Annotated in this window: 22 protein-coding genes and 1 tRNA gene; 13 read left to right on the forward strand and 10 right to left on the reverse strand. The window is 67.3% G+C overall.

Going from position 1 to position 26,391, the window contains the following annotated elements:
- Positions 1-86: 86 nt before the first annotated feature.
- On the reverse strand, positions 87-1,040 hold the full coding sequence (locus tag MKW15_RS21605; RefSeq protein ID WP_240861965.1) for an NAD(P)/FAD-dependent oxidoreductase: 954 nt from the start codon (positions 1,038-1,040) through the stop codon (positions 87-89).
- Positions 1,037-1,915, reverse strand: coding sequence for a class I SAM-dependent methyltransferase (locus MKW15_RS21610; RefSeq protein ID WP_240861967.1), 879 nt, complete (start codon positions 1,913-1,915; stop codon positions 1,037-1,039). The genes MKW15_RS21605 and MKW15_RS21610 overlap by 4 nt, the downstream gene beginning before the upstream one ends.
- Positions 1,916-1,962: 47 nt before the next feature.
- Between MKW15_RS21610 and MKW15_RS21615 the strand changes: the two genes are divergently transcribed.
- Together MKW15_RS21615 and MKW15_RS21620 are read left to right on the forward strand one after the other, a co-directional pair.
- Positions 1,963-2,541: a helix-turn-helix domain-containing protein gene (locus tag MKW15_RS21615; protein WP_240861969.1), complete on the forward strand. Its 579-nt coding sequence runs from the start codon at positions 1,963-1,965 to the stop codon at positions 2,539-2,541.
- 32 nt (positions 2,542-2,573) lie between these two features.
- Positions 2,574-3,839, forward strand: a complete 1,266-nt coding sequence (locus MKW15_RS21620) for a L,D-transpeptidase (RefSeq protein WP_240861971.1) — start codon at positions 2,574-2,576, stop codon at positions 3,837-3,839.
- A gap of 125 nt (positions 3,840-3,964) precedes the next feature.
- Here MKW15_RS21620 and MKW15_RS21625 read toward each other — a convergent pair whose 3' ends face one another.
- Positions 3,965-4,741: an SDR family NAD(P)-dependent oxidoreductase gene (locus MKW15_RS21625; protein ID WP_240861973.1), complete on the reverse strand. Its 777-nt coding sequence runs from the start codon at positions 4,739-4,741 to the stop codon at positions 3,965-3,967.
- Positions 4,742-4,806: 65 nt separating this feature from the next.
- On the opposite strand from MKW15_RS21625, the gene MKW15_RS21630 reads away from it, so the two are divergent.
- The 3 genes from MKW15_RS21630 to MKW15_RS21640 all read left to right on the forward strand — a co-directional run bounded on the left by MKW15_RS21630 (position 4,807) and on the right by MKW15_RS21640 (position 7,943).
- Entirely contained in the window at positions 4,807-5,931 is a 1,125-nt protein-coding gene (locus MKW15_RS21630; protein WP_240861975.1) for an ROK family transcriptional regulator, read from the forward strand.
- Between the two features lie 68 nt (positions 5,932-5,999).
- Positions 6,000-6,809: a transglutaminase-like domain-containing protein gene (locus tag MKW15_RS21635; protein WP_240861977.1), complete on the forward strand. Its 810-nt coding sequence runs from the start codon at positions 6,000-6,002 to the stop codon at positions 6,807-6,809.
- Between the two features lie 21 nt (positions 6,810-6,830).
- On the forward strand, positions 6,831-7,943 hold the full coding sequence (locus MKW15_RS21640; RefSeq protein WP_240861979.1) for a zinc-binding metallopeptidase family protein: 1,113 nt from the start codon (positions 6,831-6,833) through the stop codon (positions 7,941-7,943).
- A gap of 267 nt (positions 7,944-8,210) precedes the next feature.
- On the opposite strand, the gene MKW15_RS21645 is transcribed toward MKW15_RS21640, so the two are convergent.
- From MKW15_RS21645 to MKW15_RS21665, 5 genes are all read right to left on the reverse strand, one after another.
- Positions 8,211-9,446, reverse strand: coding sequence for a DUF4185 domain-containing protein (locus MKW15_RS21645; protein WP_240861981.1), 1,236 nt, complete (start codon positions 9,444-9,446; stop codon positions 8,211-8,213).
- A gap of 15 nt (positions 9,447-9,461) precedes the next feature.
- On the reverse strand, positions 9,462-10,247 hold the full coding sequence (otsB, locus tag MKW15_RS21650; protein WP_240861984.1) for a trehalose-phosphatase: 786 nt from the start codon (positions 10,245-10,247) through the stop codon (positions 9,462-9,464).
- Entirely contained in the window at positions 10,244-11,797 is a 1,554-nt protein-coding gene (locus tag MKW15_RS21655) for an alpha,alpha-trehalose-phosphate synthase (UDP-forming) (RefSeq protein WP_240862037.1), read from the reverse strand. Before MKW15_RS21655 ends, otsB begins: the two co-directional genes overlap by 4 nt.
- Before the next feature lie 121 nt (positions 11,798-11,918).
- Complete coding sequence (locus MKW15_RS21660; RefSeq protein WP_240861986.1) at positions 11,919-12,080, reverse strand: hypothetical protein; 162 nt, start codon at positions 12,078-12,080, stop codon at positions 11,919-11,921.
- Between the two features lie 123 nt (positions 12,081-12,203).
- Positions 12,204-13,640 (reverse strand): threonine/serine exporter family protein, encoded by a 1,437-nt coding sequence (locus MKW15_RS21665; protein WP_240861988.1) that lies wholly within the window; start codon positions 13,638-13,640, stop codon positions 12,204-12,206.
- A gap of 4 nt (positions 13,641-13,644) precedes the next feature.
- On the opposite strand from MKW15_RS21665, the gene MKW15_RS21670 reads away from it, so the two are divergent.
- Both MKW15_RS21670 and MKW15_RS21675 read left to right on the forward strand, forming a co-directional pair.
- Positions 13,645-13,719, forward strand: a tRNA-Thr gene (locus MKW15_RS21670).
- 90 nt (positions 13,720-13,809) lie between these two features.
- A complete protein-coding gene (locus MKW15_RS21675; RefSeq protein WP_240861990.1) occupies positions 13,810-14,187 on the forward strand; it encodes a hypothetical protein in 378 nt (125 codons plus the stop codon).
- Here the strand turns inward: MKW15_RS21675 and MKW15_RS21680 are convergent.
- Positions 14,158-15,015: a formylglycine-generating enzyme family protein gene (locus MKW15_RS21680; protein WP_240862038.1), complete on the reverse strand. Its 858-nt coding sequence runs from the start codon at positions 15,013-15,015 to the stop codon at positions 14,158-14,160. The genes MKW15_RS21675 and MKW15_RS21680 overlap by 30 nt on opposite strands.
- Before the next feature lie 193 nt (positions 15,016-15,208).
- Here MKW15_RS21680 and MKW15_RS21685 point away from each other — a divergent pair, with 193 nt between their 5' ends.
- From MKW15_RS21685 to MKW15_RS21695, 3 genes are all read left to right on the forward strand, one after another.
- Positions 15,209-16,798 carry a carboxylesterase/lipase family protein gene (locus MKW15_RS21685; RefSeq protein WP_240861992.1) on the forward strand — a complete coding sequence of 530 codons (1,590 nt, stop codon included), beginning with the start codon at positions 15,209-15,211 and terminating at the stop codon, positions 16,796-16,798.
- A 200-nt stretch (positions 16,799-16,998) separates the two neighbouring features.
- Entirely contained in the window at positions 16,999-17,823 is an 825-nt protein-coding gene (locus MKW15_RS21690; protein WP_240861994.1) for a hypothetical protein, read from the forward strand.
- A 248-nt stretch (positions 17,824-18,071) separates the two neighbouring features.
- Entirely contained in the window at positions 18,072-19,436 is a 1,365-nt protein-coding gene (locus MKW15_RS21695) for a lipase family protein (protein ID WP_374247844.1), read from the forward strand.
- A 247-nt stretch (positions 19,437-19,683) separates the two neighbouring features.
- Here MKW15_RS21695 and MKW15_RS21700 read toward each other — a convergent pair whose 3' ends face one another.
- The gene (locus MKW15_RS21700) at positions 19,684-23,457 is read right to left on the reverse strand and encodes an nSTAND1 domain-containing NTPase (protein WP_240861995.1); all 3,774 of its coding nucleotides are present in this window, start codon (positions 23,455-23,457) and stop codon (positions 19,684-19,686) included.
- 458 nt (positions 23,458-23,915) lie between these two features.
- Here MKW15_RS21700 and MKW15_RS21705 point away from each other — a divergent pair, with 458 nt between their 5' ends.
- The 3 genes from MKW15_RS21705 (at position 23,916) to MKW15_RS21715 (ending at position 26,303) form a co-directional block, all read left to right on the forward strand.
- Complete coding sequence (locus MKW15_RS21705; RefSeq protein ID WP_240861998.1) at positions 23,916-24,362, forward strand: RidA family protein; 447 nt, start codon at positions 23,916-23,918, stop codon at positions 24,360-24,362.
- Positions 24,363-24,406: 44 nt separating this feature from the next.
- On the forward strand, positions 24,407-25,558 hold the full coding sequence (locus tag MKW15_RS21710; RefSeq protein WP_276615247.1) for a winged helix DNA-binding domain-containing protein: 1,152 nt from the start codon (positions 24,407-24,409) through the stop codon (positions 25,556-25,558).
- A gap of 67 nt (positions 25,559-25,625) precedes the next feature.
- Complete coding sequence (locus MKW15_RS21715; RefSeq protein WP_240862002.1) at positions 25,626-26,303, forward strand: DUF899 domain-containing protein; 678 nt, start codon at positions 25,626-25,628, stop codon at positions 26,301-26,303.
- Positions 26,304-26,391 lie beyond the last annotated feature (88 nt).

Consider the following 26,391-nt stretch of genomic DNA (forward strand, 5'->3'; position numbering starts at 1 on the left):
ACGCTCGCAAGCTCGCTCCTCAGGGCGGCGCCTCAGGGAGCGGTGGTGGTTCGCGGGTGGTGCTGCCTGAGTGAGCGGGTGGAGGTTCAGCCGGCAGCGGCAGCTGCGACCGCGCGCTCGGTGTCCTCGGCCACCAGATCGGCATTCACGGCGGCCCCGGCCTGAACGCCCGCACCCATCGCGACGGTGACCATCGCCGAGAGGTCGGAGGTGTTGCCGGCCGCCCACACGCCGGGGACCGCGGTCTGGCCCATGATCCCGGTCTCGATGAACACGCCACCCATCGGATGCGGGGAGGGTGTGCCGCCGAGCTGCTCGTAGAGGTCCGTCCGAGCGATGAATCGAGGCGCAACAACCACCGCGTCGGCCTCGACGACCGAACCGTCGGCGAGCTCGACGCCGTCGAGGTGGTGGGTGCCGTCGGCGTCGGTGCTCACGGCGAGCCGCTGCACCTGTGCGTCGACGACGTCAATCCCACGGGCGCGCAGTCGTTCCGAGTCGGCCGGCTCCAGCGCGGGCATGTTGTGGGTGAGCACGGTGACCTGGTCGGACAACTGCCGGAACAGCATCGCCTGATGGGTCGACATCGCGCTCGTGCCGAGCACCACGATCCGCTTGCCGCGCACCTCGTAGCCGTGGCAGTACGGGCAGTGCAGGACGTCGTGTCCCCATAGCTCGGCGACACCGGGAATGTCGGGAAGTTCGTCGACGAGACCGGTGGCGAGAATGAGTCGGCGGGCCTGGACAACCTCGCCCGACGCGAGATCCAGAGTGAAGCCGGAATCGTCGCGCGTGGCGGTGAGTACCGAATCGGTGCGGATGACGCCGCCGTAGGCCTCGAGGTCTTTGCGACCCGCGGCCAGGATGTCCAGTGGCGGCACACCCTCGTGGCCGAGGACATTGTGGGCGCCGTCGGCGGGGGAGTTGCGGGGCGTGCCGGCGTCGATGACCACGACCGAGCGCAACGACCGTGCCAACGCGATGGCCGCGCTGAGTCCGGCCGGACCGCCGCCGATGACGGCGACATCGATGATGTTCATGAAAGATTCCTTTCGGTTGCCGGGCGCGCGATCCACACGATGCGACCGGCGCGGAAGGTCAGGTCACCGCGACGGTGGAATGCGAGCGGCGAATCGTCGGACAGGAGAACGTCGAGGGCGGCGAGATCGTCGGCGTCGAGGACCTCGGCGAGGCCGACGCGGAGTCGGCTGTACCACTGCACGGCGTACTCGACGGTCTGCGGCGGCAGCGGATCGGGCTCGACGCGGATCCTTCGGTGCGCCACCACGTCGAACCCGGCTGACTGGAGGTGAGTTGTCCAGTCGGGGAACGAATTCCATCCGTTGGCCGACATCGCGGACTGGCAGCGGCCCTCGAGTCCCGACAGCCCGACACCCGGGTCGTCCGGGAGAAACTTTGGTGCACCGGCGAGTTCGATCACCGCGAGGATGCCGTCGTCGGTGAGTGCCGTGCGTGCTGCCGCGAGGAAACGGTCCGGGTCGGCGATGTGGTGCAGCGACGACGACGCCCACACCACGTCGGGATTCGACACCTCTGGATTCGACACCTCTGCCGGCCACCCGTCGTCGAGGTTCGCGAGAACTGTGCGCAGCCGGTCCGCGTATCCGGCTGCGGCAGCACGCTCGGTCAGCAACTCCGCGAGTTCGGGGGAGTGGTCGACGGCGATGATCTCTGCGGCGTCGAAACGCGCGGCGAGCCGGTCCGTGCCGGTGCCGGTGCCAGATCCGATGTCGACGACGATCTTCGGTTCGCGCGGCAGGGCGTCGCGGATCAGGTCGATCGCGTCGTCGATGTATCCACCGGCGACGGCGGCGTCGAGATCGAGCACGCTCGCCATCTGGTGATCCTGGGGATGCTCGCCGTGATTGTGGTGGTGGTGATGCGACTGGGCCATGACTCGACGGTAGCGCGGAAATGCGCGAGGGGCATACACTCTTGCGTATGACGCAAGAACTCGATGTGGTGGTCCGGCAGCGCATCCGCGGACTTCGCATCGCCAAGGGCTGGACGCTCGATGCGCTGGCCGCACGGTGCTTCCTCAGTCCGTCGACGCTGAGCCGCATCGAGACCGGTCATCGGCGCGTCGCCCTCGACCAACTCGTGCCGATCGCTCGCGCGCTCGGAACCACCCTCGATCAGTTGGTGGAACCCGCCGACGACGCCGACGTCGTGATCCGCCCCGAACCGCACACCCGCGACGGGGTCACGGTGTGGATGCTGTCGCGGGAAGGCGCACCTCAGGGGGTCACCGTCGCGAAGATGCGCATCGATGTCGACCACCCGAACGACCCCGATCACCTGGGCGTTCACCCCGGCCGCGAGTGGTTCACCGTGCTCTCCGGCACGGTGCGGCTGCTGCTCGGTGAGCGCACCATCCTCGTTCCCCAAGGTGACGCCGCGGAGTTCTCGACGATGGTGCCGCATTCGATCGGCGCGCACGGCGGACCGGTAGAGATTCTGTCGATCTTCGACCACGACGGTGAGCGAGCACACCTTCCCGGAGCGGTCGCGGCCCGCTGACCGGGCGATTCGATCGGTACAGTGGGTAGGCGATGAACACCCAGCCCCTACTCAACCGGCGCACGATGCTCGCCGCGGCCGGCGTCGGCGTCCTCGGCGCGACCCTCGCCGCGTGCAGCGGCTCGTCGTCGGACCCCGGCAAGGCCAAGGAGCCGGAAGCGCCCGTCGTCGACATCACGTTCACTCCGGCACTCGACGCCGACGACCCGAACCCGACCACGGACTTCTCCGTCAAGGTGTCCGACGGCGTCCTGAATCCCGACGTCAAACTGGTCAATCCGCGTGGCAGGGCGGTCGCGGGCAAGCTCTCCGACGACCGCACCACCTTCACCGTCTCCGAGCCGCTCGGCTATGGGACGAAATACACGTGGAGCGGCAGCGCGACCGGCACCGATCGCAAGACGAAGAACATCGAGGGCAGCTTCACCACACTGGCACCCAAGAGCCAGCTCAATGTCGTCGTCAACATCGGCGACGGCCAGGAAGTGGGCATCGCCGCGCCGATCATCCTGAAGTTCGACGGAACGGTCGAGGACAAGGCTGCCGTCGAGCGCGCACTGACCGTGACCACGACGCCGCGGACCGAGGGCTCCTGGGCGTGGCTGGGCGAGGACAACGGCTCACGCGTGCACTGGCGCACGAAGAACTACTACAAGCCGGGCACCAAGGTGCACATGTCGGCCAAGCTCTACGGCCTCGACCATGGCGAAGGTGCCTACGGTGCCGCGGACGTCACCAGCGACTTCACCATCGGGCGGGCGCAGGTCGTCAATGCGGAGGCGTCGTCGCACCAGATCGTGGTGGTTCGCGGCGGTGAGACGCTGATGACCCTGCCGTGCAGCTACGGCGGCGGCGACCTCGACCGCAACGTCACCCGGTCGGGCATCCACGTGGTGAGCGAGAAGTACGAAGACTTCTACATGAGCAACCCGGCCGCCGGATACTTCAACGTCCGCGAGCGCTATGCGGTGCGTATCTCCAACAACGGCGAGTTCATCCACGCGAACCCGGAGACCGTCGGCGTGCAGGGATCGTCGAACGTCACCAACGGCTGCATCAACCTGTCGCTGGAGAACGCGCAACGCTACTTCGAGACCGCCATCTACGGCGACCCCGTCGAGGTGACCGGCACGCGGATCGCGTTGTCGGAGGCCGACGGCGACATCTACGACTGGACCTTCGACTGGAGCGCCTGGAAGGGGATGTCGGCGATCGACGGCGAGGCCCGCGACACCACCGCACGCGCGACACCGAGCGGCGCCCCGACCCCCGACGCGACCACGCCTGCCCCGCGCTGATCCTCCGCTCCCTGAGGTGCGAGCGGAGCGAGCCTCGAAGGGTGCTGGTGAGCCGACAATGTCCTCTCACCAGGGGCATCGAGGCTCGCAGGCTCGCACCTCGGCTGGCGGGTGGTCGCTGATTCCTAACCCGTCTTGACGTTCCGCCGCGCCGACGCCTGATCGCGCGGCTTGAGCACGATCTGGTCGAGATTCACATGCGGTGGGCGTGAGGCGACGAACCCGATGACCTCGGCGACGTCGTCGGCCGTGAGCGGCGTCAGGCCCTGGTAGACGGCGTCGGCGCGTTCCTGGTCGCCGTCGAAGCGCACCAGTGAGAAGTCGGTCTCGACCATGCCGGGCGCGATCTCGGTCAGGCGGACCGGTTTGCCGAGCAGTTCGTAGCGCAGCGTGCGGTGGGTGACCGCCTGTGCGTGTTTGGCCGAGGTGTAGCCGGCGCCGTTGTCGTAGGCCTCGATCGCAGCAATCGACGTGATCGAAACGATCAGACCGTCGCCCGACGCGATGAGCGGCGGGATCAGGGCCTTGGTGATGCGCAGACTGCCGAGCACGTTGGTCTCCCACATCCAGCGCCAGTCGTCGAGGTCGGCGTTCGCCACCGGGTCGAGGCCCTTGGCGCCGCCGGCGTTGTTCACCAGAACGTTCACCGAGTCGAGACCGTCCACGAACTGGGCCACCGAGTCCTCGTCGGTGACGTCGAGTTGTCTTCCGGTACCACCGATTTCGTCGGCGAGCGCCTTGACACGGTCGACGCGGCGTGCTCCGAGCACCACGTGGTAGCCCTGTTTGGCGAGCTGTCGTGCGGTGGCCGCGCCGATCCCGGAACTGGCACCGGTCACCACCGCGATCTTCGACGAGTCATTCGGTTGCTGCGCTGAGAAGTCGGTGTGCTCGCTGGTCATGGAACTCAGCTTACGACCCTCGACTCACGACGGATCCAGGGTCGAGTGCCTGCTAGATTCACTCCATGGTTGGGGTGGTGCCGGCGACATTGCAGGTCACCTCTGCCGCTGCGGCCGCCGTGCTGCACGCGATCCGGGTGGGTGGCCCGGTCACGCGCGATCACATCACGTCGACGACGGGCTTGTCCGCGGCCACCGTCAACCGCCAGGTACACGCTCTTGCGGCGCACGGACTCGTCGTCGAACGACCCGACCTGATCGACCCCGGCGCCATCGGTAGGCCCAAGAACCCGCTCACCATCGATCGCGACAAGCTGTGTGTGGCCGGGATGCACGTCGGTGCACGTCGCACGGTCCTGGCGATCGCCGATCTCGGCGGTCGCACGCTCTACAGCCACGCGGTGCTCACGCCGTCCGGCGACCCACGGGCCGCGGTGGCGCAACTGTGCGGGCTGCTTGCCGAACTGGCGGGGCGATTCAGCGGACGACGGCTGCTATGGGCGGGCGTCGCGATCGGCGGAGCGGTCGACATCGAGACCGGAGTGGTCAGCCACCCGGTGCTGGGGTGGCGGCAGCAGGCGCTGGGCGCGACCCTCGCCGATGCGCTCGGCGTCCCGGTGTCGGTGTGCGAGCATGTCGAGGCGATGGCCGCGGCAGAACTGTTGCTGACCTATCCGCGGGCCGAAGCCGGGTCGGGGCTGTTCTTCTACGCCCGCGAAACCGCCGGTATGGCAATGACTCTCGACGGTCGGGTGCACGTGCCCGAACGAGGTGCGGGCACCATCGCGCACTTGCCGGTCCATGCGCCGGTGCTCGTCGGAGGTGATGGGGCCGGTCGGTTGCAGGACGTGATCGGCGATGAGGCCGCCGAGTCTGCGGCGGGCCGGCTGGGTGTACAGTCCGACGACCCGGCCATCCTCGACGAACGTGCGCGGGTACTCGGCCGGGCGGTCGCGATGATCCGGGACGTGATCAATCCGGATTCGATCGTGGTCTCCGGCGATGCGTTCGCCGCGCACCCGGCGGGGCTCGCCCCCGTCCAGGCGGCCTTCGACGACGCGACCTCCATCGGCTGGCCCCTGGAGATCTCGCCGTCGAGATTCGGTGTGCGCGTTCAGGAAGCGTCTGCGATCGTGGTCGCGCTCAGCGTGATCTATGCTGATCCGGTGGTTGCGGTGGCGTCGACATGAGATGGCCGCGTCGGAAACGACGCGACCGCGATGTGCCGCACGCGGCCGATTCCCTTACGGTGGAGTCCATGACCCTCCCACGCGATGTCTCTGCGAAGCTCGAGGTCTTTGTCGGGGCACCCACCGAACTAGAGATGCAGATCACGGTCGCCAAGCTGCCCGGACTCGAGCTGACCGAAGAACTCAAAGTCGAGATCGACGGTGTGGCGATCACCCCAGAGGAGATCGTCGACGAACACGGCTCGCGCATCCACCGCTTCGAGGTCGAAGGCGGACTCATCGCCATCGACTACGCCGCATCGGTGACCAAGCCGGCCGACCCGATTCCGGTGGCCCTCACCGACCGCTCGAAGTACCTGCGGCCCAGCCGATATGCCGAGTCCGACAAGTTCTTCGGCTTCGCCGCCGGACAGTTCGACGCGACGCTGCCCGAAGGTGAACTGCTCAACGCGGTGACCGCCTTCGTCGAAGAGCGGCTCAGCTACATCCCCGGCGCGAGTGACCCCATCGACGGCGCGGCCGACACCCTGCTGGCCGGCGCCGGCGTCTGCCGCGACTACGCCCACCTCGTGGTCGCACTGCTGCGCGCATTGAACATCCCGGCCCGACTGGTCGCCGTCTATGCGCCCGGTTGCGACCCGATGGACTTCCACGCCGTCGCCGAAGCCATCATCGACGGCGAGTGGGTGGTCGTCGATGCGACCCGTCTGGCGCCGCGGCAGAGTCTGGTCCGGATCGCGACCGGCCGCGACGCCGCCGACACGGCCTTCCTCGACAACCACCGCGGATCGATCACGCTCAACACCTACGAGGTGACCGCAACCGTGCGCGGAGACTTGCCGGTCGACGACGGAACCCAACGCATTCGCATTGGGTGATGAGTGACATAGGCTGAGCGCGTGCATGCGCTCACCTGCCCGGTCTGCAACGCCCTCTCGGGATTCGACAATCTGGAATGCCCGTCCTGCGGAACCGCGGTCGGCATCCACCTCCCCACCCAATCCCTGGCCGTGGTGTCCGATGCCGGCGTGGACATCGACGGTCGTCGGTGGGTCCGATGCTCGAACTGGCAGAACCACAACTGCAACTGGCTGACGCTCGCCGAGGTGGAGCAGCGCGACATCGGGCTGCGCGGCCGGTGCTTTCCCGGATCGCTGGTCCGACGGCAACCCGACGCCGAGGACACGCTCGCGCTGGAAAAGCTGCCGACGGCGCTGCGCGATCTGCGGATGCTCGTGTACCAGCTCGTCGACCTGGGTCTGCCGGTCGAGCCGTTCTGGCGTTCCGAAGGGGGCCTGGCCTTCGACCTGCTGTCGAGTCAGACCCTGGGCACGCCGGTGATGATCGGCCACGCCAACGGTGTGGTGACCATCGACCTGGCCGAAACCCAGGACGCGTACCGCGAACGGCTCCGCGTCGATCTCGGTGAGGCCTATCGGACGATGCTCGGGCACTTCCGCCACGAGGTCGGCCACTACTACGAGCACATCCTTGTCGAAACCGGACCGGGTGCCGACCTCTACCTCGACGAATGTCGCGAGCTGTTCGGCGACGAACGTGCCAGCTACTCCGACGCCATCGAGCGGCACTACAAGTTCGGCCCACCCCGCAACTGGCAGGACTCCTTCATCTCGGAGTATGCGACGATGCACCCGTGGGAGGACTTCGCCGAATGCTTCGCCCACTACCTGCACATCACCGGAACCATCGACACCGCAAGGGAATCCGGGCTCATGCTGGAGAGCGATCAGGTTCGTTTCACCATGGACCGCGACATCGTGCCGCTGCGGTCATACGCCGACCAGTCCATCGAACGGTTGCTCTACGACTGGAAGTGGTTGTCCACCATGTTCAATCGGGTGAACTCGGCGATGGGTCGTCGCCCGCTGTACCCGTTCGACATCCCGAAACCCGTTGTGCGCAAACTCGGATTCGTCCACCGCGTGATCCGCGAATCGGCCAAGCGAAATCCCGCCACCGATCCGCTGGTGACCGTTGCGGCCGACGTGTGAGCTCAGCTGCCTGAGGCGCGACGAGCCCTATCCGCCCCCCGCTGCCTGAGGTGCGAGGAGCGCTGGCCGCCGGGCTGAGGAGCCCCTGCGAGGTACGAGCATGGAGCGTCTCGAAGTCGACGAGCCTCGAAGGCCTGGCGACCATCACTACCCGGTCGACCAATTGGCTTGTCTCACCGGCCCTTCGAGGCTCTCGGCTTGCGCCTCGAGCACCTCAGGGAGCGGTAGGCGGCTCGGAGCGGTGGACGGCTCGGGGTGGTGGGCGGCTCAGGCGTCGGTGGAGCCGTCTATCGCTCGACGCAGTCGGTCCAGGGCGCGGTCGGCCTCGACGGCCAGGTCGGCGAGATCATCCTGCGCTTTGACGGATTCCAGTGTCGTCTGCCAATCACCGACGCGTTGCGCCAGTCGGGCGTGCGGGGCGGATCGGGCCGGCGGCGAGTGCAGGGTGGTCTGGAACTGCATCACCCGGTACGGCCAGTGGGTTCGGGTGTTCCACTGCGACACCGCGATACCGATACCGTTGGGGACGTCCAGCGTCGACCCGGGAATGATGTAGCCGCCGTACGCTTGTGCGACCCGACCGCCCGGATGGTCCTCGACCGACCAGTCCGACAGCTCGGAGATCGGCATCGTCTTGACGCGAGAACCCACGTCGTCGGTGGGGCGCTCGAGTACCCGGTAGGAGAGTCCGCGGTCGGAGATGCAGAAGCCGCCGAGTACCCAGCCCACCCCGTGCTCACCCCGCAGACGACGAAAGGTGGTCTCCCGCCACAGCTCTCCGGGTGGCGTGATCACCGTCGGCGGAACGCCCCAGGCCCACCGGCCATCCTGGAATCCCCAGGTGACGTAGCGATCGCGGTCGCCGATGTCGGCGGGACGCACACGTCGCAGGATCATTCCCGAACCCGCCTGGAACACCGTCGAGATCACGTACACCCAACCGTCGTCGGGGTCGTAGTCCCAGGTCCACGACTGTGCCAAACCGTCGTGGAGGCCGGCGGCGAAGCCCGCATGCCGTCCCATGTGGCCCCACGTGACGCCGTTGTCGGACGACCGCCAGATCTCCGACCACGCCACCCGCGGGAATCCCTTTATCACCATGGCGTGCAGGAACAGGTCGTCGCCGACGCGCAGCACGTCACTGGGGATCACCGTGGAGAATCCGCCGCGGCGCCAGGGCGGGGAATCGTGGGTGTAGGGCCACAATTGGCGCGCGTAGTCGGGGTCGGGGCCGCCCGCGTGCTCCCATACCAGCTCGCCGCCGGGATCACGGTGGCCGACCAGGATGACCGGAGACCGCCAATCCGGTGATCCGGCCCGCGCATCACGGTAGGTGTCACCGAAGACGGCGACGATCTTGCCGTTCGGCGCCTGCACCATGGCACCCAGATCCGCTGCGCCCACACCGAAGTCATCGGAACATCCCGGACCTGTCAGGTTGGCGACCTTCATTCCCCCGATCGCGGAGTTCGCGGCCGGACTCTCACGACGCCAGAAAGCCATCGGACCCGATCGGCGTCAGGTGCCGGTGCCCGACGGTTGACGATGCGTGGCGACGAAGTCGAGAACCGTTGCGACGTCGTCGGTGTCGTCGACGCGGTAGCCGGCGATGGTGTCGCCGGTGCCGACCTTGATACCGACGTCGCCGTCGGCGGGCCGCAGGTGAGCGAATGCCTTCTCGTCGGTCACATCGTCGCCGATGTAGATCACCACATCGGCATCGTGTTGCTTGCGAAGCACATCGAGCGCGTGGCCCTTGCTGGTCTCGATGACGGCAAGTTCGATGATGGCCTTGCCCTCGGTCACCTGAACGCCGCTCCACGACGCCGGGCCGCGGCGCACCCGATCCAGCGCGTCGTCGGCGTCCTGCTCGACGTTACGCACGTGCAAGGTGGTGCTGGCCGGTTTGGTCTCGACCATCGCTCCGGGGTAATCGCTTGCAATGGACCGCAGTTCGGCGATCAGGCGATCGAGTAGGGCCGCGCGCTCCGGGGTGATCTCCTCGGCGAAGCCGGACTCGAACTCGCTGCCGTGACTGCCCACCAGGATGGCCGGGGCATGCAGACCGGACAGCTGGGCCAACACGGCGAGCTCACGGCCCGAGATGACCGCGACAAACGTATCGGGAAGAGCGGCAACGTGTTCGATCGCCGTGATCGACGCCGGATTGGGGACGGCATCTTCAGGCCGCGACACGATCGGCGAGATACAGCCGTCGTAGTCCGATGCGACCAACAGTCGTCCCCGACCTGCCGCTGCCGTGAGTGCTTCGGTGAGATCTGCGGGGATTCCGTTGGCGCTCATGTGTTCTGAACACTCCGCTCGTCCGACTCCAACACGGCCTCCGCGTCGGACTCGCTGACCAGGTGGACACCACGATTGGCCGACGACGCGGTCTCCGCGGTCGCCGACAACGCACCCAGGAAGGCCTCCGCCCACTTGGCGACGTCGTGCGTCAGGACCTGCCTGCGCAGGGCTCGCATGCGGCGTCGGCCCTCGTTCGGAGTCTGGTCGACGGCAGCCGCGATCGCGTCCTTCACGCCGTCCAGATCGTACGGGTTGGCCTGGTAGGCAGAGCGCAATTCCGCTGCAGCCCCAGTGAATTCGCTGAGAACCAGCGCACCGCCGAGATCGCTGCGGCAGGCCACATACTCCTTGGCCACCAGGTTCATGCCGTCGCGTAGCGGCGTGACGAGCATGACGTCGGCAGCCACAAAGAACGCGATGAGTTCGTCGCGCGGGACCGGGCGATGCAGGTACTGGATCACCGGCTGCCCTACCGCCCCGTAACTGCCGTTGATGTTGCCGACCAATTGCTCGATACCGGCCCGCATCTTCACGTAGCTGTCGACGCGTTCGCGGCTGGGCGTCGCGAGCTGCACCATCACCGTCTCGTGCGGGTCGATGCGTTCTTCTGCGAGCAATTCGGAGAGCGCGCGGAGCCGCACGTCGATGCCCTTGGTGTAATCGAGGCGATCGACCCCGAGCAAGATCGTCTTCGGATTGCCGAGTTCCTTGCGGATCTCCGCGGCCCGCTTACGGACCTCCTTCGACCGCGCCTTCGCGTCGAGCTCACCGGAATCGATGGAGATCGGGAACGCGCCGACACGGACCGTGCGGAAACCTACCTGCACGACGCCGAAGCGGGAACGAACACCGACCGAGCCCTTGCTGGTGGCCTGCCCGGCCAGTCGTCGGGCCAGATACAGGAAGTTCTGTGCGCCGCCGGGCAGATGAAATCCGATCAGATCGGCACCGAGAAGACCTTCGACGATCTCCGTCCGCCACGGCATCTGCATGAACAGCTCGACCGGCGGGAAGGGAATGTGCAGGAAGAACCCGATACGCAGGTCCGGGCGCAGCATCCGCAGCATCTTCGGGACCAGCTGCAGTTGATAGTCCTGAATCCACACCACCGCGCCCTCGCCGGCGGCCTTCGAGGTCTCCTCCGCGAACCGGCGGTTCACCTCGACATAGGTGTTCCACCACTCGCGGTGGTACTCGGGCTTGACGATGACGTCGTGATAGAGCGGCCACAGCGTGGCGTTGGAGAAGCCTTCGTAATATTCGGCGATCTCGCGGGTCGACAGCGGCACCGCGTGAATGTCGATGCCCTCGATGTCGGGGTTGTCGTAGGAATCGGCGATCCCCGACCACCCCACCCAGGCGCCGGTGTGCGACCGCAGGATCGGTTCGAGCGCGGTGACCAACCCACCGGGGCTGCGCTTCCAGCGCACCGTCCCGTCGGGCAGGACCTCCTTGTCCACGGGCAACCGATTCGCGACAACCACAAACTCGGCATTGCCGGCGCCGGTCACATTCGGCCCGCTCGCTTCGCTCCCGGCGCCGGTCACATTCGGCCCGCTCGCTTCGCTCCCGGCGCCGGTCACATTCGGCCCGCTCGCTTCGCTCCCGGCGCCGGTCACATTCGGCCCGCTCTGGCCAATTGGGTCGCCCGCTTCCGGCGTCACCGTTCTAGGCGTTCTCGCCCGGTGCGATACCCAACATGGACAGCAGCATCCGGCACTCGTCGGCGTCGGTGGCGTAAGCCGCAACGACGCGTCGCGCCGAATTGGCGGTCTCGTCGGCTACCGGCTCGAGCTCTTCGTCGGCGATGTCGGTGGTCTTCGCGGGCATCTCGTCCCCTCGTTGTGCAGTCGCTGGTCTGGGCGCGCTGCCGAGAAGTGGCAGCGCTGCGCCCTGATCGATTCTACCTGGCCGTGATTGCGCTCATACCCGACACCGGTCGGGCGGACGGTTTCACCGACGTTGGCGGTACTCGCGCGCGCCGAGTCGGCGCCGCAGCAACCATTCGGGTCTGGTCGACAACTGGGGTCGGCGCAGCGACCGTGCGACGAACTCGCCGAGCGTCACCCCCGCGGCAAGTGCACAGCCGACGCCGAGCGCCGCGGCCACCCAGGTGAAACCGTCGAGGGTCTGGTCGTTGAGGATTCCGTAGAGCCCGCGATAGACGGCGAGGCCGGGCAGCAGCGGTGTGATGCCCGCGACCGCGACGACCAGTGGTGGCGTCAGTGCTCGGCGCGCCAGCAGGCCACCGATGAGCCCGACGCAGGCGGCTGCGGTGCCGTTGGCGATCACGTCACCAACCTGCAGGAAATACGTGACGCCTGCGACCACGCCGGAGCCGATCAGGCCGCCGAGGAAGGCGACCGGCAAGGCCCGCTTCTCCGCGTAGCTGGCCAGCGCATAGGCACATGACGCGACCGCTCCGGCGATCACGCGTGAGGGGATCTCGACCGCGTCGAAGCTGGTCGACGTGGTGATGGTCGGCAGGTAGATGCCGGTGAGTTCGAGGATGCGGATGGCGATGCCGACTCCCGCGATGATGCCGCCGGTCATCAGCAGCAGTTCGAAGAACCGCGCCACCCCGGTGATCGGGGCGCCGGTGATGGCGTCCTGCACCGACCCGACGAGTGACAAACCGGACAGCAGCACGACGATGCCCGCCGCGATGACCTGCGACGGCGCGATCGTCACCCCGAGGGCCTCGGCGTTGCCGAAGACCACCGCGGCCGGCACGACGGCGATGAATCCACCCGCAACCTGCTGGAAGAACACCGGGGTGCCGATCCGGTTGAGCCTGCGGTTGACCGTGACGGTGACGACGGTCGTCAGGAACGCGAGAAGGCCGACGAGAACATGTCCGCCGAGCAGGACCGCGATCCCCGACGCCATGACGCCCCAGGCGACGGTGGCAACCGCATGCGGGTACGGATGCGGCGCGGCGATGATGTTGTCAACCATCTGGTGGGCCGTCGACGGAGTGATCCCGGTGTCCCGAATCCGACGGATCAGCTTGTCCACTTGTGCGAGACGGGTGAAGTCCATCGAGCGGTAGTAGACCTGCTCCATCGTCGTGATCGGTGGGAGGGTGGCGCCGCGTCGGGCGCTGACCACGATCGTGTTGTAGGTGACATCGACGTCGATGTCGGCCAGCCCGTAGGCGCCGGCGACGAACTTGATCTGGCTCTGGGTGTCGATGGCGGCAGTGCCCGAATCCAGGAGTACCGCACCGATCTTGGTGGCGAGGTCGAGCACCTCGGTGATCGCCGCGACGTCGAACCGATCGATCGGTTTTCGCGGCGACACCATGATGCTGCCGGGTTCGATGGTGTCGATCGTCGCCTGGCTGGTGCCGGTGAGGCGACGCAACGCACTGCCGATATACTCGCGCACGCAGGCCTCCTTAGCTCAGTGGTAGAGCACTCGCCTTGTAAGCGAGCGGTCGTCAGTTCAATCCTGACAGGGGGCTCCACGCACGTTTTGGGCCCCGACGACAACGGACGTCGGGGCCCCGCGTGTTCCTGAGTGTGACGAGACTCATCCGGCTATATGGTCGGAAAGCGTGGCGCACATTCGGTTCGCACTGATGGGTCTGGCTTGTGTCATCGCGGCATGCATCATCGGCTTCACCCGGCCAGCGCTCACCCAGGACGCGTATCCGAATCCCATCATCTGCTCGGCGGCGTGGCACAAGAGCGTCATGCGTGACACCGCCGCCGCTGCGGAGTCGAGTTGCGCGGCCCTGACCTCGGAACGATTCGTGTGGGCGACGACGTTGGGCGCGGTCGGCGGCGGACTGCTGCTCTGCGCACTTCCCTGGCAGTTGATCTGGCGCCGGCCACCCAAGTCGTCTGAGTCACCCGAGTCGTCTGAGTCACCTGAGTCACCCGAGTCACCCGAGTCACCCGAGTCACCCGACGCAGCGAAACCCGAGGTGTGAGGTCGCGGAGTCGTCGGACTGCGCGGAGCGCGCGGCCGGCCGGTAGCGCCGGCAATATTCGGGCGCGCAGATGAACGATCCGCCCTTGGTGACCCTCATGACCTGCGGTGATGTGGTCGGTGCCAGGAGGTCGGGTCGACCGTCGGCCTCGACATGAAATTCGCCGACGTGTACCGCGTCGGGCACGACGTGGCGCGGTGTGAAGACGTCGGAGGTTCGTTCCCACACGTTGCCGATCATGTCGACGAGGCCGTACCCATTCGGGGGGTAGGTGCCGATCGGCGACGTGGTGCCCCAACCGTCGCTTTGGAACGGGAACCGGCCCTTCCACGTGTTGGCGAGATCGGCGCCACCGGGATGGAGTTCATCGCCCCACGCATACTCCCGACCCTCCAGACCGCCCCGCGCCGCGTACTCCCACTCCGCCTCGGTGGGGAGTCGGCGTCCGGCCCACCGCGCGTAGGCCGCGGCATCGCGATAGGCGACGTGGACGACGGGATGGTCGGGCACAGCTCCGACGCTGGACTCCGGCCCGTCCGGATGACGCCAGCACGCACCGGGCTGCCAGCGCCACCACTGTCGCCAGTCGGCCAGGTTCACCGGGTGAGTGGTCGGGGTGAACACCAGGGCACCCGGCACCAGCGCGGCCGGGTCGGCGTCGGGGAAGTCTGCCGGGTCGATGGGCTCCTCGGCGACGGTGACATAGCCGGTGTCGGCGACGAACTCCGCGTACTGGGCGTTGGTCACCGGGTGACGTTCGATCGCGAACGCCCCGACCGTCCGCTCATGTGCCGGCCGTTCCTCGGGGTAGTGGCGGTCCGAACCCATCCGGAACGTGCCGCCGGGCAGGTCGACGAGTTCGGTGAGGGCCACATGGTCGAGGCTATCGCCCCACCCCGTTGACCGCGCGTCCCAAATCGTTGAGTGGGCGTCCCGAATCGTTGACTGGACTCCCACGTGGTCGTTGTTTATTGCGGCGCAATTTCGGACACCGCCCCGGATTCGCGGCATGATCGAAGACATGGCAGATGACAACGACGTCGACGCCGAGGCACCCCGCCCCGTCGTGACCACCCACCTCGGGCCCGTGCGCGGGCGCCGAGCGGAATCGACGGAAGGTGCCGTCAACGTCTGGCGCGGCATGCCGTTCGCGGCGGCCCCGGTCGGCGAATTGCGTTGGCGCCGTGCGCAACCACCCGTTCCGTACGAGAATGAATTCGATGCGGGCGCCAACGGACCGGTGTGTCCGCAAGAGAAGAATCCGGCGATCGCTCTCGGTCCCGGAACCGAGATGTCCGAGGACTGCCTGAGGCTCAACGTATGGGCGCCTGCCGGCGCCACGCCGGAATCCAAACTCCCGGTGATGGTCTGGATTCACGGTGGCGCATACGTTTTCGGCTCCGGGACGCAGCCGCTCTACGACGGAACGCAGCTCGCGGCGACCGGTGACGTGGTGGTCGTGACCTTCAACTACCGACTCGGCGCACTGGGTTTCGCGGACCTGTCGACGCTCGGCGAGCAGTTCGAGACCAACACGGCCCTCAGTGACGTACTCGCCGCGCTGCGGTGGGTGCAGGAGACGATCGAGGCGTTCGGGGGCGACCCGGCAAACGTGACGGTGTTCGGCGAGTCCGCCGGCGGCGGCATCGTCACCACTCTGCTCACCATGCCGGTCGCCGAGGGGCTGTTCCATCGGGCCATCGCGCAGAGTTCACCGGCGACCTCGATGTACGACCACGACCGAGCCCGACGCGTGACCCGTTCCTTCCTCCGCGCGCTCGGCGTCGGCGCCCCGGATGGCGAAACTCCCACTCCGGAAGCATTGTTCGATCCCGATCCTGCTGCGATCGTGGCCGCGTCGATGCGGGTTTTCGCCGACGTCCCTGCGGACAGCCCCGGCACCATCGCCTTCGCGCCGGTCATCGACGGCGACCTCGTGCAACGGCACCCGATCGACGTCTACCGCGACGGGTCGTCGCTGCCGGTGCCACTGCTCATCGGAACCAACCGCGACGAGGCGAACCTCTTCAAGTGGATGAAGTCACCACTCATGCCGATCACACCCCACGACATCACTCGCATGTTCGCCGACATTGCGCGCGAGTACCCGCACGTCACCCTGCCCGCCCGCGCCGAGATCATCGCCGCGTACTCGGGATTGAAGCCGAAGGTCGCCGGCCTCGGCGTCGCCCGCGACGTCGCGTTCCGGATGCCGACGCTGTGGGTGGCCGACGCGCACTCCACGCGAGCACCCGTGTTCGTCTATCGCTTCGACTGGGCGACGCGAATGCTGCGGGCACTACGACTTGGTGCGGCACATGCAACCGAATTGCCTTATGTCTGGGGCAATCTCGTTGCCGGATCTCGTGACATCACCTTTCTTCTCGGTGGTCGTGCCGATGGTGCTGACGTGTCTCGGCGTCTGATGAGACGCTGGACATCTTTCGCCAGGACCGGTGTGCCGCACACCGACGAGGTCCATCCGGAATGGCCGGGATATCACACGGGCACGCGCTCGGTCCTCGTTGTCGACGCCCAGGATCGCGTGGTCGACGACCTCGACGCGGACCTCCGCCGCACCTGGGGCGACGAGGTGTTGGGCTTCCGTTGATGTGCGATTGTCAATTTCGTTTCTGAACAGACATGTTGGGCCCCAGTCACTCTGAAGGCCGGATGCGATCTCCGTCACATGGCGACTGCTCGCGTTAGCCAATCGTGATCATCGATCGTAGATTGAGGTTGCCGTCTGGCAAGAAGATTTCAACTGAATGAATGGAAGGTCCAATGGGTCGGGAAAACATGGGATTGGACATGTCCGCGGGGGGCTCGGCGACGCTGTCGCTCGGCGCCGACGCCGGGCGTCGTCGTTGGATGAATCGTACGGTGGGGGCCGGTCTCGCGGGTGTCGCGATGGCCAGTGCCCTTGCGATGGCCACACCGTCGGCCAGTGCCGGCGTGACCGGCGCGCAGTCGGTCGCGGCACCGTCGGTGGCCATCTCGCAGGTCGCCGCGCACGTGGCGCCGCGGATCGCGATGACGCCGATCACCCCGGAGAACGTTGCAGGACCGAATGTCCTTCGCCTGGTGGCGATTCCGTCGTCGGCGGTCCTCAACAACGCCGGGGTCCTGAAGGATGTACCGGGACGTCATGAGGCCGCCTCGCCGGAGGCCATCGGCACTTCGACGATCGTCGGTGCCATCGCCGGTGGCGCCATCGGCTTCGGTATCGGATTCTTGGCGGCGCCACTTGTCGGCACCATCGCGTCGGCGGCGGCCACTGCGATCGTCGCAGCGACTGGCGCGGGCGCTCCTGTTGCTCCGTTCGTCCTCGCAGTCGCGTGGCCGCTTGCGGTCATCGCCACTCCGCTCGTCGGCATGGGCATCGGCGCTGCGATCGGTGCCGGTGTGGGTGCGGCCATCGGCGCCACCTACGTGTCGGCTCCTGCTCAGGTTCCGGCGCCGGAACGCGTTGCGGCACAGGCTCCTGTGCCTGCCGTCGTGCCCGCCCCGGTTGCCGAGGTCACCGAGAACCCGACCGTGCAGAACATTGTCACGGCGGTCGATCGTGCCATCGACGCGAACCCGCAGCTCGGCCCGGTCGGCGATCTCGCCCGGTCCTTCCTGCCGAAGCACTGAGTCTGCTTCTCGCACAACAATGCAAAGCGCTCCGCGGGTCGTCGGTTTCTCGTCGAACTGCGGAGCGCTTTCGTTGCGTCGCCGCCCGCGAGTCGGCCGAAGTGACCTGCGCCACGATGATTTGCGGCCGAGCTGAGACGCAATCTAGAGTTCGTCTCGTTGTCAATGAGCAATGTTGTCAATGACCAATGACGAAGTCGCCTGGGTCGGGGGTCTCCCGGTGACGTCCTGACGCAAAGGCTGCAGCAGTGACCCATGCCCGGACTTCGACTCTCGACACCAGCGCAAAGGTGTGGAGGCGTACCACGATCGCGTTCGTTCTCGCCGCGTGTGCACTGCTCACCTCGGTGCCGTCGGCCGACGCCGCACCCAACCGGACGCCCGGTCTGAACGAGATCTTCAACGGCTACGTCCTCGGCACCTTCACCGACGGACGAGTGGCGTCACCGCAGGAGATCTTCACGCCTCTCGTGTCGAACGACCCGTTCTTCCGCGAACCCCGCCTGCGGGGCGACGAGGCGCCCGGAAAGATCGTCAAGGCACGCCGAGTCGCGGTGCAGTTCACCGGTTTTCGTCCAGGAAATCTCGACGCATACCAGCTGATGTACGTGACGCGTGGCCTCAACGGTGAGGCCGAGATCAGCACGGGCATTCTCATGGTCCCGGTCGACGGTCGGTCCGACGCCACTCGTCCGGTGATCGGGTATCAGTTCGCCAACGACAGCGTCGGCGCCTACTGCCATCCGTCGACGATGTGGACGGGGAAAGATCCGATGGACGGTGCGTCGTGGTCGGCGTTGGGGCCACTGGCGATGATGTTCGGCAAGGGGTACGCCGTGATGGTCAGCGACGTCGGCAACAACGCGGATCCGCGGCCGCACGGAGTATTTGCCGGAAAGTTCGGAGCCAACGCACTGCTCGACGGCCTGCGTGCCGCGCTGGCTCACCGTCCGGCGAAACTCTCTGCCCGCGCACCTATTTCGATGTTCGGCATCGCCGGCGGTGGCGTGGGCGCGGCCTTCGCCGCCGAGCGGGCCGCGGACTACGCCCCGGAACTCAACATCAAGGGCACGGTGCTCGAGGGGATGGCCGTCGATCAGCGCAACTTCATTCGCACGTCGTCGGGGTCCATCGGTTCGGGCTTCGCCTTCGCGACTCTGCTCGGCCTCGAACCGCGCTACCCCGAGATGAAGATCGACGAGAAGCTCTCTCCGGCAGGCAAGGCCCTCGCCGACGTCTTCCGGACCCAATGCCAGACCCCTGCGTACTTCGCGACCCCGTTCCTGCCGTTGCAGGCACTGTTCAAGAACGGTCAGCATCCCGCCGACATCCCCGACTTCCAGCGCGCCTATCGCGACAACGTGCTCGGCCACCAGGCACCGAAGGCGCCGGTCCTCATCGCGTCCTGCGTCGCCGACGACTCGTTCATGTCGATCGTTCCGGCTGCCGACGCGCGCAATCTGACGAGGCAATACCGGCTCGGCGGAACCCGGGTGGACTATCACCCGACCAACTGCAGCATGGTCAACTTCCTGACCAACATGTACGGCTGGGGCACCGACCTCTTCGGCATGCAGACGATCGACTGGATGGCGGCACGTCTGAGGGCCTGAGCCGAAGAGTTCGGTGACCGGTCCTCTGACCTGGGAGAATGCGCTTGCGTAGTGCCGAAAAATCTAGGGGAAGAACTTCCTCCCCTAAGTTCCAAGCCGTCCCCGCGAAATTTTGTGGGGAGGACTCCAAGGGTAGGGGAAGAAGTTTCTTCCCCTACTTTCTTGTGTGGCCTTCGGCCGGACGACCACCCCTCGTTCGAGCGCGCGTCGGTGTGTCGCGAATCCAGAAAGCGAGCGCTGATCTCGCTCAGCAACCCGCCTTGATCTCGGTGTGCGGGAGGTACGCCTCCTGCTGGCCGTCGGTGAGGGGGGGCGTGCTGTTGCAGATCCAGTGTTGGGCATCTTCGACGCGCATTGTCTGCTGGTAGACCGCGCCGGTGGTGTCGCCGCCGGTGACGATCATGTCGTCGGCGGTCGTCAGCGGCGGGAACTGCCACGTCGTGGTGGAGTCGGTGGTCGCGAGCAGCGGAAGCACCGATTGCTGATCGGACAGTTTGCCGTCGGCGCTGATGGCGAAGCTCATGAGTTCGTGGGTGGAGGTGCCCACGATCACCCGGGACGGGGCAAGCGACAGCGTCGACACATGCATGTCGGTGCGCCGGTCGATCGGCGTCGCCGGGCCCTCGCCACGGGGCAGATGCCAGGTGCTCAGATCCTTGGAGGCGACCACGAGCACATTGCCGTCGTCGGAGAACACGGCCGCGGTGACCGGTGCGACGTCGTCGATGATCGCGATCGGCTCCGCCCGCTGTGCGGCGACGTCGTAGATGTAGACGCGTTTGTCGTCGGAGGTGACGGCGAGGCGATCGCCCTGCGGGCTGAACGCGATACCGCGGATCAGGTCGGACGGGCCGCGCAGCACCGGCCCGAACGGCGTCGGCCGGTTGGGGTCGCCAGTGGTCCAGAGACGAACACTGAAATCGTCGGCGCCGGTCGCCAGGATGCCGCCACCCTCGAGGCCGGTCGGCGCGAAGGCGACCGGTGACGAATACCGGGTACCGATCTCGAGTTTGGCTGCGGCACGCGGACGCGACGGGTTGCGAATGTCCCACAACTCGACCACGCCACCGTTGTTGTTGGCCGTGGCGACTTGTGTGCCGGTGGCGTTGACGCTCACCCGCGGATGGTCGTTGACGCGACGCTGGATCGGGGTGCGCGACCGAAACGTCAGCACACCGGCATCGTTGGTCCACACGTTGAGGGTGGTGTCGACCCCGACCGTCGCCAGAATGCGGGCGTCCGCGCTCTGGCCGATACCGGTGATGGTGCCGCCGTGGTCGGGGTGTGTGGTCGACGGCAGGCTCCACACGTCGAGCGTGCCGTCGGATCTGCCGGACACCAACTCCGACCCGTCCGGACTGAACTGCGCGGAGAACGTGCGCACCGAGCCCTGTTCCGACGCGGTTTGCAGCGCCCACTGCGTGATCGGCGTGGTCGGGTTGGCGGTGTTCCACACGGTGACCGTCCCGTCGGCCCGTGCTGAGGCGAGCTGATTGCCTGCCGGACTGAAATCGATCGACCACGAGCCGGCAGTGGTGTTGGGCAACGACGTGCTGACCGGGACCGGTCGCTGCGGGTCAGCGACATTCCAGATCTGGGCGTTCGGGCTGTCGCCGGTCACCGCGAGTTGCCGGCTGTCGGGGCCGAACGTCACCGAATGGGTGATGCTCGGGAACCCGGCGATCGGGGCGCCGACGGGCACCGGCGTGGGGCCCGTTGTCCAGAGTCGCACCACCCGGTCGTCGCCGCCGCTGGCGAGCAGTCGCCCGTCCGGGCTGTACGCGAGGGTGCGCGCCGCCGCGGAATGTCCCCGCAAGACGGCCGTCTCGACCGGGGCGCCGACCGCCGGCACCGAGAAGATGGTGATGGTTCCGTCGTCCGACGACGCGGCCAGCGTGGTGCCGTCGGTCGCGAACCGCACCATGTAGACCGTCCCGTGTCCCGGCGACATCGTCGCGGCCAGCCGCGGTGCCGACGGTGTGGAGATGTCCCACAGCCGGACCGTCCCGTCCCCGCTGCCGGAGGCCAGCAGCGGCCGGGTGGGGTGAAAACTCACCGATGTCACGTACTGCCCGAACCCCGTCATCACCGCTTGCTGACGGTATCCGGCGGCGTCGGCGCTGCGTTGCCAGAGCCGAACCTCTCGATCACCGCCGGCCGACGCCAGGAACCGGCCGTCGCTGTTGAAGGCGAGGTCGTAGACCGGTCCGGTGTGGCCGGTCAGTGGGTAGGCCAGCGGGCTGGTCGCCGCGCCGCGGACGCGGCTCGTCACCGTCGGGTCGTCGGGGTAGAGGTTGTGCGCGACGAGGAGCAGTCGCGCGGCCAGCGACGGATTGGTCTGCTGCATGCTGTCGATGTGGGACAGGAGCGCTGCCCGCTCGGCCGCGTTGCGCTGCAGGGTGAGGTCGTGGGCCTGCCGCAGTCCGATGGCGGCCGTGATGGTCGACGCGACCGCCAGACCGGCGACGATGACGGCCGCGACGATCAGGAGCAGACGTCGGCGGCGCTGCTGGGCGGCCGCGGCGTCGAGGAACTCGTCGTTCTCCTTACTCAGGAGGTGCTGGTACGTGCGCCGCAACGATGTCCGATGGTGACGTGCGTCGTCCAACCGCGAGCCGGTGTAGAGGAACGACCGGCTACGACCCGAACTCACCCACGACTCGGTGTCGGCGTCGAGTTGCTGGCGCCACAGATGGGTGCCGGAGTCCGCGGCGATCCACTCCGCCAGACGCGGCCAGGCGGTGAGGACGACGTCATGTACCAACATCACCGAGTCCGTGGACACGGTCAGCAGGCGAGCCTGGGCGAAGATGTCGATGACCGACGAGACCGTCGGCGGGAAGCGGCTCGCGATCGTCGCCGGGGCGAGCGGCACGCGCAACGCGATTCCGGCCGGGCCGACGTGCACCAGACCGAGCAGCAAGGCGCGGGCCAGGTCCTGGTCACCCAGGTCGAGTGCGGCCCAGGCGGCCTCGGCGGTATCGGCGACGGCACGCGCGATGCCGCCGGTCGCGCGGTAGGCCGACAGGGTCATCCGGTTCCCGGATCGGCGCGTCCAGGTCGCCTGGAGGACGTGGGCGAGCAGCGGTAGTCGTCCGGCCCGGTCGCTGACCGTCGACGCCTCGTACAGGTCGGTGATCATCACGTCGGCCAGGCCGGATTCGATGCGGCCGCCGGCGATACGCACCGGACCGGTGATGACCTCGCGCAACTGGTTGCGCGTCATCTCGGAGACGATGACGCACCGCGACTGCCAGGCGTCGGCGAGCAACGGGAACTCCACGCACTGTTCGAAGAAGTCGGCCCGGATGCCGAGCACCACCACGGAGTCGCGCGCCAGCCTTTCCACCTCCAGCAAGGTGGAGGTCAGTGCGTCCGGTTCCAGAGAGAAGGCGTTCTCGAACTGGTCGATCACGATCACGGCCGGGCTGTCGCCGGAGTCGGCGTCGGTGGGGTCGAGGCGAATGCCCGCGGGCCCGACGGTCGCGTGACTCGGTGTCTCGAGGCGCCGGTCGCGTGCCAGGCCCGCGCGCAGGAGCGACGACTTGCCCGAACCCGACACCCCGGTGACCACGACGATCCGTGCCCCGGGACCCCGATCCGTCGCACCGCCGGGTGCCGGCTCGCAGGCAGCCGCCAAGATCGTGTCGACGAGCGTCGTGACCAGATCGTCCCGGCCGAAGAACAGAGAACTGTCCGCGGCGGTGAGCGTCGCCAGACCGGCATACGGTCGGGTGACCGGTGCGGTGGTCGCGTCGGTGTCGAGGGCCTCCTCGAGGTGACGGTCCCAGAGTTCCCGCCACTGCGGGATGCTCAGGACATCGGCCTCGCCGGCCGCGACCGCACGCGACGTCAGCCAGAGGAGAAGCGGCTCGACGGTAGCGAAGTCGCGCGGCAGGTGACGCCCATTGCGCCAGTCGCTGATGCGTTGGGCGGACGCCTTCGCGCGGGAGGCAGCAGCGCGGAGCGTGGGTCGTCCAGCTTGGACGAACAGGCGCGCCAACGCCTCACCGAAATCCACTGACCATCACCCACGACCCCGACCAACCGAACACCTGAAACTTGCAGGCTCAATCATCCGGTACGTGTCGGCGCGACGCCAATGCAGGTGACCCCGGCCACGTGGTGAGGCTGTCCTTAGTGGTGCCGATACCAGGTCAAATGACCTGATTTTGTCCGGATCCGGAACACATGCTGTCCGGTCCGGATTCTCTAATCACGTCCTGACCAGCAGCTTCATCGGGTCATCCGAGGGTGGACTGGAGACGGCCGGATGTTTGGGGTGAGCTTATGGAGCGCGTCGGGGGAGGCGCTGCGGAGGACGGACGAACGGACGACACACGGAGGTGCTTGCACCGCCTGTCGGGGGTTGTGTGTCGCACGTCGACCGCATCCGCAATGGGGGTACCGGGGCCGGAGCCGATGGGGGTCGGCCCGGTCCCGGACCACCCGCCTGCCGCACGACACTAGTCTCGAGGCATGAATTCCGAGTCGCCCGAATCCGCATCGGTAGGCCGGGTCCGCAGGCACGCATCGGCCGCACTTCCCGACGGTGGGTTCCCGTACAGCGCGACGGTCGACGCGGGACCGCTTCTCTTCACCGCCGGGATCTCTCCGTTCGACCTTTCCTTGCCAGAAGCAGCGATCGATTCACCCGGGGACGTGGTCGCCCAGACCCGTCGGTGTCTGTCGAATCTGGACGCCGTTCTCACCGAGCGGGGTGCCGGATTCGCCGACATCGCGAAACTCACCGTCTATGTCGCCGAGCATCTGCAAGCCGACCTCGCCGTCGCGTGGAACGCCGTCGTCGAGGCCTTCGGTGGTGATGTGCCACCCGCCATGATCGTGGGGGTGACCGTGCTGCCCTACGACGGTCAGGTGGTGGAGGTCGACGCCGTCGCCGCGCTCGGTGCGCGTCAGCCGTGACGTCCCGACCGCACATCGACGACGCCGAGCGTCGAACCCGGCTCATGCGTCGGCACCGACTCGCCGCGGAGAACCCGGCGGGCGGGGTGGTCGACGCCGCGGACGCGATAGTCGGGCTACACGCGACCACACCGTCGACCGTCTACCTGTCGGCGTGGGCGCGCATCCCCGACTTCGATCCGGACGACATGACCGCGGCCCTCTATACCGATCGAGTCCTCGTCAAGCAGCTCGCAATGCGGCGGACTCTGTTCGTCTTCAGCCGGTCGACGCTGGCCGACGCCATCGGTGCTGTCGGGCCACGGGTGACCGCGTCGGAGCGCACCAACATGTTGCGCGACCTCCGCCGCAGCGACAGCCCGGACGGTCCCGACCACTACGACGATCCCGACGGCTGGATCGACAAGGCGCGAGCGGCGGTGCTCGACGAGCTCGGGACGGAACCGGCACTCACGTCGACCCAACTCCGCGAGCGGCGCTCCGAGCTGGATGGCTACATCGTTCACGGCGCGGGCACGAAATGGGCGGGCCGGGCTCCGATGGGTCCGCGAGTGCTCAACATGATGAGTGCCGCCGGCGAGATCGTGCGCGGTCCCAACGCGGCCGGCTGGCACCTGTCCAGACCGTCGTGGGTCCTCATGTCCCGATGGCTCGGCGCGCCCTTGGAGCCTGTCGACCCGGCACAAGGGCATCGCGCGATGATCGACCGTTGGTTGCGCGCGTTCGGTCCGGGAACCGAGACCGACCTGGTGTGGTGGCTCGGGTCCACCAAGACCGCGGTGCGCGCCGCGCTTGCCGACCTCGATGTGGTGACCGTCGATCTCGACGGCGGTCGCGTCGGATACGTCCACGCCGACGACCTTGACCCCGACCACCCCGTCGAGCCGTGCGCGCTGCTGCTCCCGGAACTCGACCCGACCACCATGGGCCACAAGAAGCGGGACTTCTACGTCGGCGACCATGCCGCGCACGTCTTCGACACCAACGGCAATGGCGGCCAGACCGCCTGGTGGGACGGTCGGATCGTGGGCGGGTGGTCGCAGAACCCGGACGGCGCGGTCGAGGTGCATCTCCTCGAGAAACTGCCGGCACACGCCCGACGCGCCCTGCGTGAGCGCGCGGACGAACTCGCGACCTGGCTCGGCGAGGTCCGGCCGAAACCCGGTTATCCGGCGCCTTTCATGCGCAAGCGATGAGTTGGGCGCTTGGGCCTGGTCGACATATGGGAATGGGACCGGAAACCACTCATCGAGAGGACCCGACATGTCTGACGGAATACCCGAGGTCGTCGACCAGGAGACCTGGGCCGCGCAGCTGGCCGAGTTACGTGCCCGCGAGAAGGCCGCGACCCGCGAGCTGGACGCGATCGCAGCGCAACGACGCAAGATGCCGATGGTCGAGATGCCCGACTACACGCTCGTCGGCGCCGATGGTCCGGTGCGGCTCGCCGACGTCTTCGACGGTCGTTCGCAGCTCATCGTCTACAACCACATGTGGTCGGACGGTGCCGAATTCCAATGCGGCGGCTGCACCGGATTCACCTCACAATTCACGCGACTCGACTTCCTCGACAACTACGACGCCCGGTTCGTCATCGTGACGGGCGGTCCGATCGATGAGGCGTTGGCGTACAAGCGCAAGGTCGGGAACCAGATGGACTGGTACTCGTCGGCCGACAGCCCGTTCGGGTCCGACGTCGATGCCGCGCCGGGTGAGGGCTTCGCAGTCAACGTGTTCCTCCGGGACGGCGACACCGTCTACCGCACCTGGCACACCTCCGGCCGCGGGACCGAGCAGCTCAGCCACAGTTTCGCGCTGATCGACGTCCTGCCGTGGGGCCGCCAGGAGGAATGGCAGGATTCGCCCGACGGCTGGCCGCAACGGCCCACCTACTCGGGCTGGCTCGACTCACCCGACGTCGCGCGACTGTACGGCACCTGACTCCAGCGACTGCATCGTCGCAGGTCAACATTCACAGGGTTCTGCCAGAGTGTCGCCAGGGCAGTGGCAGGCTCATGGGGGAGTGTGA

It is taken from the genome of Gordonia gummivorans, from assembly GCF_022513585.1.
Taxonomy (GTDB): domain Bacteria; phylum Actinomycetota; class Actinomycetes; order Mycobacteriales; family Mycobacteriaceae; genus Gordonia.

Coding starts and splice junctions, on each gene's coding strand:
- MKW15_RS21685 (WP_240861992.1), top strand. CDS start 15,209: ATGGCAGATGACAACGACGTCGACGCCGAGGCACCCCGCCCCGTCGTG.
- MKW15_RS21710 (WP_276615247.1), top strand. CDS start 24,407: ATGCGTCGGCACCGACTCGCCGCGGAGAACCCGGCGGGCGGGGTGGTC.
- MKW15_RS21680 (WP_240862038.1), bottom strand. CDS start 15,015: ATGGGTTCGGACCGCCACTACCCCGAGGAACGGCCGGCACATGAGCGG.
- MKW15_RS21620 (WP_240861971.1), top strand. CDS start 2,574: ATGAACACCCAGCCCCTACTCAACCGGCGCACGATGCTCGCCGCGGCC.
- MKW15_RS21645 (WP_240861981.1), bottom strand. CDS start 9,446: ATGGCTTTCTGGCGTCGTGAGAGTCCGGCCGCGAACTCCGCGATCGGG.
- MKW15_RS21630 (WP_240861975.1), top strand. CDS start 4,807: ATGGTTGGGGTGGTGCCGGCGACATTGCAGGTCACCTCTGCCGCTGCG.
- MKW15_RS21660 (WP_240861986.1), bottom strand. CDS start 12,080: ATGCCCGCGAAGACCACCGACATCGCCGACGAAGAGCTCGAGCCGGTA.
- MKW15_RS21715 (WP_240862002.1), top strand. CDS start 25,626: ATGTCTGACGGAATACCCGAGGTCGTCGACCAGGAGACCTGGGCCGCG.
- MKW15_RS21705 (WP_240861998.1), top strand. CDS start 23,916: ATGAATTCCGAGTCGCCCGAATCCGCATCGGTAGGCCGGGTCCGCAGG.
- MKW15_RS21605 (WP_240861965.1), bottom strand. CDS start 1,040: ATGAACATCATCGATGTCGCCGTCATCGGCGGCGGTCCGGCCGGACTC.
- MKW15_RS21690 (WP_240861994.1), top strand. CDS start 16,999: ATGTCCGCGGGGGGCTCGGCGACGCTGTCGCTCGGCGCCGACGCCGGG.
- MKW15_RS21615 (WP_240861969.1), top strand. CDS start 1,963: ATGACGCAAGAACTCGATGTGGTGGTCCGGCAGCGCATCCGCGGACTT.
- MKW15_RS21635 (WP_240861977.1), top strand. CDS start 6,000: ATGACCCTCCCACGCGATGTCTCTGCGAAGCTCGAGGTCTTTGTCGGG.
- otsB (WP_240861984.1), bottom strand. CDS start 10,247: ATGAGCGCCAACGGAATCCCCGCAGATCTCACCGAAGCACTCACGGCA.
- MKW15_RS21625 (WP_240861973.1), bottom strand. CDS start 4,741: ATGACCAGCGAGCACACCGACTTCTCAGCGCAGCAACCGAATGACTCG.
- MKW15_RS21610 (WP_240861967.1), bottom strand. CDS start 1,915: ATGGCCCAGTCGCATCACCACCACCACAATCACGGCGAGCATCCCCAG.